General features: G+C 55.2%; 12 protein-coding genes and 1 pseudogene. 7 read left to right on the top strand and 6 right to left on the bottom strand.

The features are described from left to right. Window positions 1-355: 355 nt before the first annotated feature. The 4 genes from OKW35_RS38715 to OKW35_RS38700 all read left to right on the top strand — a co-directional run bounded on the left by OKW35_RS38715 (window position 356) and on the right by OKW35_RS38700 (window position 3,486). Complete coding sequence (locus tag OKW35_RS38715; RefSeq protein ID WP_260321307.1) at window positions 356-886, top strand: hypothetical protein; 531 nt, start codon at window positions 356-358, stop codon at window positions 884-886. A gap of 31 nt (window positions 887-917) precedes the next feature. Next, on the top strand, window positions 918-1,439 hold the full coding sequence (locus tag OKW35_RS38710; RefSeq protein ID WP_027197785.1) for a DoxX family membrane protein: 522 nt from the start codon (window positions 918-920) through the stop codon (window positions 1,437-1,439). A gap of 336 nt (window positions 1,440-1,775) precedes the next feature. Next, window positions 1,776-1,985: a hypothetical protein gene (locus OKW35_RS38705; RefSeq protein ID WP_184062782.1), complete on the top strand. Its 210-nt coding sequence runs from the start codon at window positions 1,776-1,778 to the stop codon at window positions 1,983-1,985. Between the two features lie 278 nt (window positions 1,986-2,263). Then, window positions 2,264-3,486 (top strand): IS3 family transposase gene (locus OKW35_RS38700; protein WP_429554830.1). Its coding sequence is split into 2 segments (ribosomal slippage): window positions 2,264-2,618 and window positions 2,618-3,486, totalling 1,224 coding nucleotides; the frame shifts between segments, so codons are not numbered across the junction. Between the two features lie 925 nt (window positions 3,487-4,411). Here the strand turns inward: OKW35_RS38700 and OKW35_RS38695 are convergent. Further along, window positions 4,412-4,789, bottom strand: a pseudogene (locus OKW35_RS38695) (dsDNA nuclease domain-containing protein); the annotation flags it as partial. 92 nt (window positions 4,790-4,881) lie between these two features. Between OKW35_RS38695 and OKW35_RS38690 the strand changes: the two are divergent. From OKW35_RS38690 to OKW35_RS38680, 3 genes are all read left to right on the top strand, one after another. After that, the gene (locus tag OKW35_RS38690; protein ID WP_429554829.1) at window positions 4,882-5,532 is read left to right on the top strand and encodes an RES domain-containing protein; all 651 of its coding nucleotides are present in this window, start codon (window positions 4,882-4,884) and stop codon (window positions 5,530-5,532) included. Window positions 5,533-5,904: 372 nt separating this feature from the next. Beyond that, window positions 5,905-6,165: a hypothetical protein gene (locus OKW35_RS38685; protein ID WP_429554828.1), complete on the top strand. Its 261-nt coding sequence runs from the start codon at window positions 5,905-5,907 to the stop codon at window positions 6,163-6,165. A gap of 358 nt (window positions 6,166-6,523) precedes the next feature. After that, a complete protein-coding gene (locus OKW35_RS38680) occupies window positions 6,524-7,033 on the top strand; it encodes a hypothetical protein (RefSeq protein WP_429554827.1) in 510 nt (169 codons plus the stop codon). Window positions 7,034-7,226: 193 nt separating this feature from the next. On the opposite strand, the gene OKW35_RS38675 is transcribed toward OKW35_RS38680, so the two are convergent. The 5 genes from OKW35_RS38675 to OKW35_RS38655 all read right to left on the bottom strand — a co-directional run bounded on the left by OKW35_RS38675 (window position 7,227) and on the right by OKW35_RS38655 (window position 12,342). Beyond that, window positions 7,227-8,219 (bottom strand): hypothetical protein, encoded by a 993-nt coding sequence (locus OKW35_RS38675; protein ID WP_429554826.1) that lies wholly within the window; start codon window positions 8,217-8,219, stop codon window positions 7,227-7,229. Between the two features lie 486 nt (window positions 8,220-8,705). After that, window positions 8,706-9,206, bottom strand: a complete 501-nt coding sequence (locus OKW35_RS38670) for a DNA-binding protein (RefSeq protein ID WP_429554825.1) — start codon at window positions 9,204-9,206, stop codon at window positions 8,706-8,708. A 4-nt stretch (window positions 9,207-9,210) separates the two neighbouring features. Continuing rightward, window positions 9,211-10,401, bottom strand: coding sequence for an ImmA/IrrE family metallo-endopeptidase (locus OKW35_RS38665; RefSeq protein ID WP_429554824.1), 1,191 nt, complete (start codon window positions 10,399-10,401; stop codon window positions 9,211-9,213). Next, window positions 10,394-11,770, bottom strand: coding sequence for a 7-cyano-7-deazaguanine synthase (locus tag OKW35_RS38660; protein WP_429488559.1), 1,377 nt, complete (start codon window positions 11,768-11,770; stop codon window positions 10,394-10,396). Before OKW35_RS38660 ends, OKW35_RS38665 begins: the two co-directional genes overlap by 8 nt. Further along, the gene (locus OKW35_RS38655; protein WP_429355413.1) at window positions 11,767-12,342 is read right to left on the bottom strand and encodes a hypothetical protein; all 576 of its coding nucleotides are present in this window, start codon (window positions 12,340-12,342) and stop codon (window positions 11,767-11,769) included. Before OKW35_RS38655 ends, OKW35_RS38660 begins: the two co-directional genes overlap by 4 nt. Window positions 12,343-12,474 lie beyond the last annotated feature (132 nt).

Genomic DNA, 12,474 nt, shown 5'->3' with positions numbered 1-12,474 from the left:
ATTGGTCGTAGGGCGGGCTGCCGACCCACCGTGACACGCCGAGATATGGGGTGTACGAATTCAAAATGATATTCTTTGTTGCATAAGTTGTGTGGAAAAAGCACCAAAATGTTGCTTAAGGGTATCCACTAGATGACAGTCGCGTGATCCATTTGGCATGACTTTGTTACTTAGCGATGCAAAGTAATGTGCAATAGGGACTCATTTTTCTTAGGGTCGGAAGTCAAAATCGGGTTTTCCCCACGTTTACAAGGCTTCTTGTTTGCCTATAGCATTAGATATGCTAAATTGAATACAAAACGCGGACCGGGGCAGCGGGCTCAAGGTTCCTATTGCAATGTGCCAAGGAGAAAGGATGTCAAACATTCAGGGTGGTCTTTCGTCGCCCGAGTTCATCGCGCAAGCAGATGGATGGCTCGATAGTTGGACGGGACGTGTAGCAGCAATGCTTGTCGGATTCATTTTCGTCGGCTGGATTGCGCACGATCTCCATTCGGATCCACGTTGGAAGTGGCACGCAGGCACCGGCAAACTTCCCCATGAGGTCGTTCACGAATTTATGGACATGGCCTATGCGCAGGGCCATGGGAGCGAGGCCTACAAGGAATACTTCTCGGCTAAAGCGATTGATACCGCGCCCCAGACCGTCGATCACCGGGATGGCGAGCCGATCCCCGATCACGTGAAGAAGATTATCGTTGAAGGCTTTGACGTCGCTGTCTACCACACGATTGGCGCCGCGCGCGGTCAGGCCGCACAAGACGTCGTTGATGTATTCCAGCTCGACGGGTCGGGCTGGATCATTCGACGTGATCGTCTCACGGCTCCGGTGCAAGAACAGGCGGCGAACACTGAGGTTGCCGCGCAAAAGCGGGGCTCCAAATAAGCGGGTCGTAAACAAAACGGTGAAAGCATATATGTCTAACGATGATCGTAGGACGACGGCTCAACTCGTCGGCAAAATTATTCTGACCTTCTGTCGCCTGTATCTCGGCGGTTGGATGGTGGTGAGCGGCACCAGCTATTGGCGCACCGTACTCGGGATGGGACCAATCTTTCCGCAGCCGTTCGGCACGCTCCATGCGTCGAATGAATTGCTTGTCACGATGGTTCACACGCACTTCTTCCACATCGTGAAGACGCTTGAGATCTTGGGCGGCCTGTCTCTCGTGCTTGGCCTCTTCGTGCCGATCGGCCTACTGGTCCTGCTGCCGGTGTCGTTTGTGGTCTGGTACAACGCAATCATCCTGAACCATCGTTTCGATAAGATGTTCACGCCATACATGGGCGTCGGGTGTCTCTACATCAACCTGGTGCTGTTGGTCTGGTATATCCGCTACTACCTGCCGATGATGACGTTCAAGACGACGATCGGCCGCATCAGCGACTGGAAGAAGTTGTCCAAAATTTTCAAACCAGATGCTGCTGATCTGGTCTGAATTCGGATTTTGAAGTGAGGGATTTAGCTATGCTGCTTCGCAACGTAGCTCTTTTTTTGTGTAAGTATCTCGCGATATTCCCGAACAAACGACAAAAAGGTTACTACTTCTTAAATCGGTTTGTCATTCAGCCGAGTTTGTAGCGACATTCGGGGTGCATTATTTGCCATGCTGTTGATCGTGCAATAACGAAGTTCGGATTCAAACCGATCATGGTCCTGTCCGCGTCTGTGCAGGCGATATCGGCGCAGCGTCGGGACTTGGGCGACTTCGCGCGATTGCAGGCATTCCTTCAAGTGTCTGACGAAGAGGGCGCACTCAGTTACGGTAAATGATATGAGCTATTCTTTTAAATCACAGTCCAACACACATCCCGGTTCAAATGACTACGGTCAAGACCTTGCAAATCACTTCGGTGGTTTCGACCTGGAATTTTACGACCGGCGCGTGGCCCATCAAGAAACCGAACTGCAGGAGACGCCGCGAGGTGAAGCGCGAGAAATCGAACAGGGCGTAAAGTTCACGCTCGCGCGTGATCAATGGTAAGCGCGCGATTTAGCACACCGAGTTCATAGGGGTATACGGAAGGCGACATGCAATACGGCAGCGCATCGATCGGCAAGGCGCTTCGAATGCGTCGGCCAGATCAAGCTCAACGAGCGGCTGCGGTGAGCTTTGCGTAGTTGAACGGCAGGAGGTCAGTCACGTCGGCACGCGGTTCGCGTTGCGGTAGTTCGGTGAGTACGTGCACGAAGTAGGTGGGCCGGCCCCCCGCGAAAACCGGACACAAGGTAACGCTTAAACTTTGAGGTAGTCTTACGCCTATGTTTAAGCCCAGCTCTAACGTGGAACCCATTGAAGTTCTGACCCAACCCGAACAGCGCCGTCGGCGCTCTGTCGAGGAGAAGCTCGCGATAGTGCGCGAGACCTTCGAGCCCGGAGCAACCGTTTCCGGAGTCGCCCGTCGTCATCAGGTGAATGCAAACCAGGTATTCGCCTGGCGCAAGCTCTATCAGGACGGAAGCCTGTCAGCAGTCAGTGCCGGCGAGCAGGTGGTGCCGGCGTCGGACCTGGCCGAAGCGATGAAGCAGATTCGTGAACTCCAGCGGCTGCTGGGCAAGAGGACGATGGAAGTGGAAATCCTCCGCGAAGCAGTGGAGTACGGCCGGGCAAAAAAATTGATTGCGCGCTCACCATTGCCGCCGGGGGACGACCGATGAAGACGGTCTGTGAAGTCCTGGGTGTGTCGCGCTCTAATCTCGCGGTGAAATCAAAGCGCGACGCTGAATGGGTCGACAGGCGCAAGACGCCCGCCCGCGACGACATGCCGCTCGTGGCGGAACTTCAAGGGCTGGTTGCTGATTTGCCTACTTACGGCTACCGACGCGCCTGGGCCCTGCTACGGCGAAATCGGGACGCACATGGGCAGCCTCGCGTTAATGCAAAACGGGTTTATCGGGTCATGCATACCCATGGTCTGCTGCTCGAACGCCGGCCGCGCCATCCCCAGTCAACTCGCCGGCACGACGGCAGGGTCGCGGTGGACCAGAGCAATGCGCGCTGGTGCTCGGACGGCTTCGAGTTCCGTTGTGATGACGGCTCGCCGCTGCGCGTTATCTTTGCACTGGACTGCTGCGACCGGGAGGCCATGAGCTGGGCTGCGACCACCGGGGGCTACACCGGAGACATGGTGCGTGACGTTATGCTTCAGGCTGTGGAAAACCGTTTCGATGGTGCACTGAAGGCCGACAACGAAATCGAATGGCTCAGCGACAACGGTTCCTGCTACATTGCCGAGGAGACGCTCACCTTCTCGAAAAAAGTGGGCCTGAAACCTATCACGACTCCGGTCAGAAGTCCGCAGAGCAACGGGATGGCCGAAAGCTTCGTCAAAACGATGAAGAGAGGGATGCCCAAGCCGGACGCGAGAACGGCGTTGCAGAACCTGGCCATCGCGTTTGACCACTACAACGAGTCGCATCCGCACAGCGCCCTGAAATACTGCTCACCACGCGAGTTTCGCCAGCGAGCAAATTCACCAACCTAAGCGTGACTGCATGTCCGGTTATGCAGGGGCAAGTCCAAAACCGTGGACCCCACCATGCCCGGCATTCCCCGGTTAGCAGGCCTGCGACGCCGACTAGACATTCATAGCTCTGGTTGAAGACTTGTCCCGCGTGCTGCGAGGCAAGATCTCGAAGACGATCCTGGACGTCAATCAGCATCGAGGGGCCGTAGGGTGCGTCTCGCTGGCGCGCGCGAAGATTGGCTTCAGACAGTTCCCCATGCACGCGCTGCTCAATCTGCTGGAGTCGCTCGGGGAACTTTTCAGGGTATCGGGTTGCTTCTTCGAGAAGGTTATATTCGGCCGCACGTGCACGCGCAAGCATGTAGTCAACATCCTCTGACAATCCAGCTGCAACGAGCTTCTGTTCCAGCACGCTGGTCTTCAGGCCCGCATTGAGATCGATCGTCGGTTTGCCCGGAAACCGGAAGGAGGGTTTCCCGGCTGACGAAGGTACAGCCAGCAGCGCCTGTGCGATGTCGACACGCTTGGCCAGCAGGACTGGATCGGGATCCACAGGATCGATGAGTGCACGCAGATGCCTGATGGGGTCGCTCACCTGAAGGGATGCGGCCCGATGGACGAGTGCAACCAGGCTGTCCCTGAATGTATCGAGCTGTTCAGCAATGAACTCGCGGCAGATCGGCAGCCGGGCAATGTGTTCGTGTGACAACGCGGCATCGAACTCGCCACGCGACGGACCGAGAATCAGATCCATGCGGTGCAGGGTGAGCAGCAATTCGTCGACCTCACAGCCACAGGCGGCCAGTAGTTCGTCGAAAGCGCCGTCAAAGGGCGATGATATTTCGGCCCTGCTGGGACACTGGCGGATATGCTCGAGGAATAGACGTGGACTGCGCCCGCGTCGTTTCTGGTCTGTACTCGCCGGCGTTGGCTCGTCGAACTCTGTATTGGAGACGAAGTAGACGTGACCAATCCGGTCGCCGAATTCCGTTATGAGATCAACGAAGCGCCCGATCGACCTTGTCAGTTCGCTATCGGCCAAGTCCCAGGCGCCGCGTTCCGGGCGTGATGTCTTGATCTGGTATGCATCGAAGATGCCCTGGCCGTTCTCGGCGAGAAAGTCCTCATGATGTTCGCACCACAGCGCGGTGTACGGTCGCGTCCCAAGCCGGGCCGCAACCATAAGCATGACCCCGTACGCATGCTGATACCGGAAATTGCGCTCCGTGGCGTCGCCGGGGTCGCTGGTATTGCGTTTCGTTGCAGGGTTGGGCGCGCTCGGTGCACGCACTGTTGATTTGGCCTCGCCGCTCGGTCCCATGGGAATTCTATATTTGGATTGGGGTAAACCTCATCGCTCTCGCGCAGAACAGTATCAGGAAACAAGCAAATGCGGCAACGATTCCAGGGGAGATGCCAAGCAATCCGGCGCAGCATTCCACAGTCGTGCGAGTGTGCTGCCCGGCAGAGCCCGTAGTGCTGGTGATGACGTTGTCGTATCCATATCGCATACGATCCCGTTATTTTCGTTTTTTCGTTTCCGAAAGAAATGCGAAACCCGGACGCGACGCGGGTTTGAGGGACGCGACGACTGGGCGCCTTGACGTGACGGTAGCGGTTGGTCTATTCGAGACTACACGTCCCATCAGGTTCTTTGATTTCCGAAATTTTAAGAACTTCAGGGCTCCAACGAAGCTGGGCTACTGGTACGAGGACTATGAAGAGCGACAGATCTGCCGTGAATTGTTGCTCCATCTGCCGGAGGTCATCGCTAAGCCAGTGCGCGAAGGCGAAACCGGTTATATCACGACACAAGCGATGGTCGAGTTTATTCGTCACAAACTCGCGGGCGATTTCGGTGGTGTGATTTTCTCCTCCGTTCAGCATGCGGGTGGTACCAACTTTGTTGTTTTCAGCGATAGTGCGGTTTCGGCGCTGCTGGACGATCTTACTCACGAGCCGACGTTCCCAGTGAAGCTTCACGACAGGCCGCAGTTCTTTCATATTGACGCGGTGGCGTATACGTCGAAACCACTAAAGGTCGAGTCTTCCGCTTCGGTTTGATAGCTTCACCCGCAATAAATGCAGGCGGATTGCCAGATGGTCTTGTGCTGTCTTGTTTGGGGGTAGCGGTTCTCGTATCAAGAGGTCACGTCAGAAATGCAAACTATGTATCTAACAAGCGAACGAACCCACTACACATCCGCCGGGTACGAAGAAATCTCGACACATTCTGGAACGGGGTCATTCGTCCTTCTGAACCATGCAGCGGAGAGAGCGGTCAAGATCTCTCAAGACGAAGCCTACGATCAGTTTGTCCGATTCGTCCATACCCAGTCATTACCTTGCTTTCCGAGAATCGATTGTCATCGAGCGCCGCTCGGACCTTTCATCTCAGGATCGAATGATCCATACACTGTAACGGAAACTGAACTGTTGAAAGACCTCGATGCGGCGACCCAAAGGCAGATTTATGATTGGATACAATCCGTGTTGCTTTTTGTACATGGAGCTCCGGGAGCGAGCGCGCCAGTTGGCGATCCGTATGGCCTGCTAGCGGGTTTGCAAGCTATGAGCATATGGCTCAAGCGCGAATGCACGGGAATCGGTATTGACAACAAACCCGGAAATGTACTTCCTCGTCATCGCGGCGGCAGTGTGGAGTACGTTATGACTGACGGCTTTGCTTGTTGTTGAGCCATTGAACGCTTTACGTGCGTGGCGAGAGGATCGAAGACACGCGGACGGTGGCGTGTGCTCGCGCGACGGACAGACCTAATAGAGGCGTGAAATCGGTCGCTCCCGGCCAGCATGCACGTCGGGCAGGGGAAGATAATGACCGGGCTATGCAGTAGTACGTGGAGCGAAACAATTCGCGATCAAACGGGGCAGGGATTCTCAGTTTCTACCTGCTCCAGCAGTTCGCGTTGAAAGTTGACCTCTGTGTCCGTCGCTTGGCACATGCAGGACCCGTTGGATGCTTTTTGGAAAAAAATGAGTCTGGAGTCAGCCGGTCCAATGTTACGCTGACTTGCACAATGCAAGGATTGATTTGTTGTCAGACTTTGATGTCGAGTTTCTCGAGAGCATTTCTCACTGCAGCTTGACCTGGATGCTTGTCGCCGGACCGTACGTGCCTGAACGAAAAAGCATTGCCAGGGCATGGAGCTGTCAGATTTTTTACGATACCGACGACATGCCTAATCTCGGACAGCAAGTAATTCAGCCAGTCGAGAAACGTAAGTTCATCGTGAAGTTCGAAAACCAGACCTTGGAAACTTTCTTCCGCACCAGTTTCCGTGCCATCATCTCCTTTCGCAATTCGCGGACGCCTCTGAATTTCAACGATGTAAATTACCTTTTTGGGGCTAACAACGCGCGCTACAAGTATGCCGCGAGGAAGGCGGTGTTCGACATCGAAGAAAAGCCAGTTGCGCTTCTTCGTTGTAATGTCCTTGTCGTCTTTGTCAAACGGTGTAAGCGCGACGAGTTGTGGTGGCTCGCTGCTTCTGAAACCATTCTCGTGCGTGTACCATTCAACGCTGCGAACCTGATCGGGATGTGACGTTGGGAGTTTTCGGAGAGCATTCCACATGTCACGTAGTGTGCCTTCGGATTCCATTGCCACATGCGCGTGAATGGAAGCATGGCCGGTGTCAGTCCCGGCACCGCGGACTTCTCCACTTGAGAACGAGTCTGGATTGCGCCCATCGCTGCGTTTCCCTGCGGATGTTTCCGCTTGGTAGCGGCGATAATCCTTAACTGCCCGCTTTTCTCCCAATACTTCGAAGTCGTCTTCGACCACGTCGGTCGACGCGGCCCCGAACCGCGGGCATTAGCATCAGTGAGGTCCACGATCTTGGGGGGCGAACGATGTGACGGCCCGGTGCCCCTTTCCACGCTTCTCCGATGCCGCTGCCTGTCGCCGGATTTTCCACTTTGTTCGAATTTTCCCTATCGCGCTGTAGTGGAATGCCGCTTGGTTCTGTCAAGCCATCGACGCGAAGAGCCAAAAACGTCCGGCCATTGTTTATCCAGTGGCCACGGACCTTGATCGTTGCTGTGCCCGAGAACCACGGGCCTATTTTGGGGAAAGCGTACGAGTCGCCGCGGTTGAATGCAGCGCTGATCTGAGTGAAAATGCTCTTTGCTGCGTTTCGCGCGAAATCGTCGTGCAATGCATGGGCGAGGAATACCGTGTCTCCGTTGTGCAGACGCTTGCGTAATCTGATCGGCCAGTACCCTGGCTCGACCGCTGTCGCGTCGAATGGAGCGAAAAAGCGGTTCGCAGCTTCTTCCCAACGATACGTTGTAAGTATGCGAGGCACTTCCTGGGAGCGGCCATAACATCGGGTCAAAAACTCGATGCATGGGACAAGAAGATTGCCTCCGTTGGGCAAGCGGAAGCTAATCAACCAATTCCTGTCGCGTTGATACCGGAGCGGGTAGTCGGAGCCGGACAGGGGGCTCGGTTCACCTTTATACAAACACTCGTCAGGAGAGGTAAAACTCCATTCCCCTGGAGTAAACTCGATCTCGGCACGCAGATCGTCTTGTTCAGCTTTGCCAATACAAACTCCATTTTGCCAAACCGTCCCAATGCGCAGAATGCCCAAGTGGGTCAACGTCACGCTAATTTGCTGCCATGCTCGGGGTACATTGTCCTTGTCGAGCGTTCGGAGGAACACTGCGACTTTGGGCACGCTTTCATCGCGGCGGTTCTGAACTATGCCGCCGAACCACCAAACCACGACTTTCCCCTGTATCGCGCGGAGATCCTCACTAGGTCTGACATTTCCGGAGACCGGTCGCAAGACGATTGCCCCACTGGGAGGACGATGCTCAACGGGCGGACTGGCTTTGGTAGTTTCGGCGGGTGTATCGAGCGACATTGGGGACAAGATATATTTTCCAGACAAATTCATTGTGCCACAGGGACGGAACAGCAAAGACTTCGAGAAGGAGTGCGCAGCGTACTTCCTGAGGCGTCTTTCAACTGCCTGAGCGCGAAGATAATCACCTTGCTTTCCCTCGACCTCGACATCTGCCTTCCCGCCGTATGCGCTTGCAAAGGCCGATCGACGTGGGTGAAGAGTTGGCGCAGTAGTTATTTTTAGCGCTCCGTCAACGCGGTGACGTCACCATCTTGATGGTTTTGACTGCCAGAAAATCGTTCGCGATACCCGGGGAGACAAGTGCAGTCGCGCGACCGCTCTACGCCTATGAGTGCAATAACTTCATCCGCATTTTCCGAGGGAATCCGCATGCGGCCATCGCGTAGGGCGTGATATAGCGTCTACAGCATGTTGGACACCAAGTGTGGCGATGACCGTCGGATGCCAAAGAAGGTCTAGCGACCAGTGCGGCACTAACGCTGGCAGCAGTGTGCCGGCGCGTATTCGCTCCCTTCGTTCATCAATAACCGGTCGAAGTTGCCTGGAGGCGGCGATGGCAATCGTCGCGGCCTCACCATCATCCAGCGACGGAGACGTCGAAGTAAGTTCGTGGAAAATCAGATACTCAGCGTCGGTTAGACCGACGACAGTAACGATTCGATCTGCCACAAGCGCCTGCAGAAAGGTGTACTCGCCATTTTTACGGCTTCTCTCATGTTCCAGTTCTCCCGCGACGATTTCGGGAACGAGAATGTCGTTCGGGATGGCCGAGAGGATTCGTTCACCATATTTGCACGCGTGAAGGTTAATCAGTACGCTGGTGTCGAGAACCCATTGGTTCACGATATCAATCCGGGAGCTTGAGCAGTTCATCCGTATCCCTTTCCTCAAGCTCGATTTGATCGATAATGCTGCGTACTTCCACTCGGCCTAACTTTAGTAACTCCGCCAATTGTCCTTCCGACATTAATTCGCGCTTCCAGGCGGCATGTGCCATCAAGCTCAGGCGGTGGGAGATGGGACGGTCGGCATCGCTTTTCGCCGGATCTCGGCGTTCAGTCATTTCGCCGAGAACCTCCCGAGCGTGCTCATCGGTGATGCCGCCATTGTTCTCGAACCAGACCCAGGTACCTTTCTTGGCAAGCCCTAATTCCTCGAGCCGGAGGCAGCACGCCTGTCGCGATATGTTGTACTGTTGGGCGAGGAGAATTATTAGACGGCGGGTCGTCTTGCCAGTGATCTGCTTCAATTGGCGGAAGCTTTCCGAGAAACTCTCGGCCGGCGTCAGGAAAGTACGACCAAAAGCGTTGGCATAGCGCTCGTCGCGTGACAGGAATTTCTCATCTTCTTCGAGCACCTCCGGAGTCTGACGCGTCCCATAGAAGTGGCCGAGCTCATGCGCCGCGGACTGGATGCGCCGGGGTAACGGATGACTAGCGTTGAGAAGAATGCAGGCACCAATGCTTTCATCGTAGTTGAAGAGGCCCGCAATCTTCGAGTTGGAAGCAAGGCGACGCTGATACAGGCGGATGCCAAGATCCAGCTCGATTACCGAGAAAATGTCGGCAATCGGTCCAGAGCCAAGACCAAGCCAGTCGCGCAATTCCTTGGCATGCTTTTCCGCAAGTGCCGTGACGTCGCCCTCATTGAGGCCGCGCTCCGGCGGATAATTTCGTCGGCGCTGAATGCCCAGTATATTCTCCATTTCAACATCCGCTTTAATCAAGTCGTTGAATAGCCGGATAGCATCAGCGGTTTGCGCGTCTTCTGTTTCACGCAATTTTCGAAAGCGAGGCAATAAGTCGACGTGAACGGCTTCCCGGCGGAGCAGAGCGTTCACTGATACGCCGTAGTGGCGGCCGAGCAACTGGATTTCCTGAATACGCACGCGGCGTACGCCCTTCTCGATGGATACGAGAGTGGGGCGGGAAACGCCGATGATTTTGGCTGCATCCTCTTGCCGAATGGCTGCGTTCTCTCGTGCTATTCGCAGGCGGCGTCCAATTTCCTGTGAGGTCAGCTCATTTAGATCAGCCATAGCGTCCTCCATCCATCCAGTTGTTCAGGAAGCTTTGTTGCCCTTGAGCGCACAGAAATGCTCGCCATTCTTTGGCATGTGATGCCAACATCCATTTCAGTTTTTTCAAAGTTTCCTCATAGGTTTCCCCGGTCGCGATCGCGATTTGCGAAGCGTACGCGCGAAGACCGTCGTCGGGTCGACCGGCCATGTCCGCAAGATGCTGCAGATGGCGCGCACCGACGCTTCCATATTCGATCATGATGTCTCTATCGGCCTTCTGAGGGATGACCGACAAAGCATCTCCCACATCGGAGGCGGCAAGATCGAACACAATATAGGTGTCGCGAGTCTCTGTGACTCCGGCGGCATGCAGACTCAAGCGCCTCAGCAGGCAGGCAGCGCACAGGCCACACTGTTTCTTCTCACCTACATTAACTACTCGGCGTGTTTGCCAGCAGGATCGAGTATTCGTCAGATGCTCTTTAGACTTTCCAGGTATGTGCAAGAATGCGCTTAGTGTTTGGCCTTTCGTGAACCAAAGGCGCGGTTGCTCAAAACTGACCTGGTAGTTTTGCAATGCCCTGATGAACTGCTCCATCTTTCGAAAGAACGTCGGATGGTTGCGATAGTCAGGGTAAACGTTGTACAGCGGAAGCAGCACCGGTCCAAGCGCTCCCTGTCCGCTCTCTGGAACGACAATCCGAGTCACGTTCGAGAGCTGCGTGGCAATCGCTGTTACCGCTGCGAACTGAAATCCGCGTGAGCGGAAGCTACTCTCGCTGCCACGGTATTCCTTGGTCTCGAAGGGAATCTGAGTGAAGTAGCTATCGCCGTCCTTGGGGCGCTGGTAATTTCCAGCGACCCGGATACAAAGGGCTTCGTCCCTTGCGCCGCTCAAGGCCGATACTGCGCGCGAGTCCAAACCATTGCTGTAGGCAACAGCAAAGGTCTTGGTCTTACCAAAGTCCAAAGGTATCTGTCGCGAGCCGATTGGCGAGGGCGCCTTCGTTTTCACAAAGGTGAATTGCCACGTGTCGCCGGTCAGATGGTTCAAGACGCCCTGGAGGCTGTTCAGAACCTCCGGCTGCTGCCAACTCTCGGGGGCGGCAACGGGAAGAGTCACATGTAAGATGCGCCGCCAGCCCAGCGGCCGCTTCCAGCGACGATCAGCGAACTCCACGGCGGCACAGAGAACGAGCATATCGTAGTGAATTGGCTTGCACCCCTCAACGTCGAAGCTATCGAGAGCTGACGGATCAAAGCGGATGTGCTGGCCGATTTCCGCGATTTCGGCATCCTTCGGGACGGCACGACCGCGCTTCTGCCCATTCTCGAGGACAACCAGACGCTTTTCCGATCTAGCTGGTTTTTTGACGCTAGTGCTCATTCTTCAGGGCCCTCATCTACGCCGCTTTTCTTATGGAGCGCTTCGCCAAATGCGCGCTTGTTACCGGAGGCCAAAGCAGCGCAGAGCTCATCAGGCTTCATGGCAGAAAAGGTTTCGTGGTTTCGCTCAAGGCCCTTTCGATAATCCTCGCGCTTCATGTCTCCAAGATCGCGGGCACGAATGCAGTGTTCGTCGAGCCGATTCTTAGTGGTGCCGATCCATTCTCTTGCCGTGTTCCCCAACGCTTGATCAAGTGCTTGCTTCGTCGAAATCTGATCCCTGAGATTGGCGATCAAATGCCTGTTCAGAGACTCGGACAGAAACGACCTGGGGTGGCGATCAAAGATCGTCTCGATCGCTGCCGCAGGGTCCAGATCCATTTGGGGGCGCTGGGCATGTGCTCTGAGTTCGCCGAAAAGGGGATGGAAGGTCTTCATGTCTACGTCGCGAATCATGCTGTGGCAAGCCTGCGCCATGCGCTCTTCAGCGCTCGTGGCGTCGCTAACCAGCTTTTGGCCGTATACCTTCCAACGACTAGTTAATGCGACATTTCTGAATGGTCCGTCAGACATAGCGCCCTCCAATGTCAGTAATGTACGATTTAAATCTGACAATGTCAACTTATGTGTAAAATATGCTGACATTGCGCCTAGCCGAGGTCACGGGCGAAGAAATCGCTGACGATCGGCCTTGACGGTGGAGGA

The sequence above is a fragment of the Paraburkholderia sp. MM5477-R1 genome (assembly GCF_050436385.1).
GTDB classification, from domain to species: Bacteria; Pseudomonadota; Gammaproteobacteria; order Burkholderiales; family Burkholderiaceae; genus Paraburkholderia; species Paraburkholderia tuberum.
This window is presented reverse-complemented; position numbering and strand designations above follow the sequence as displayed.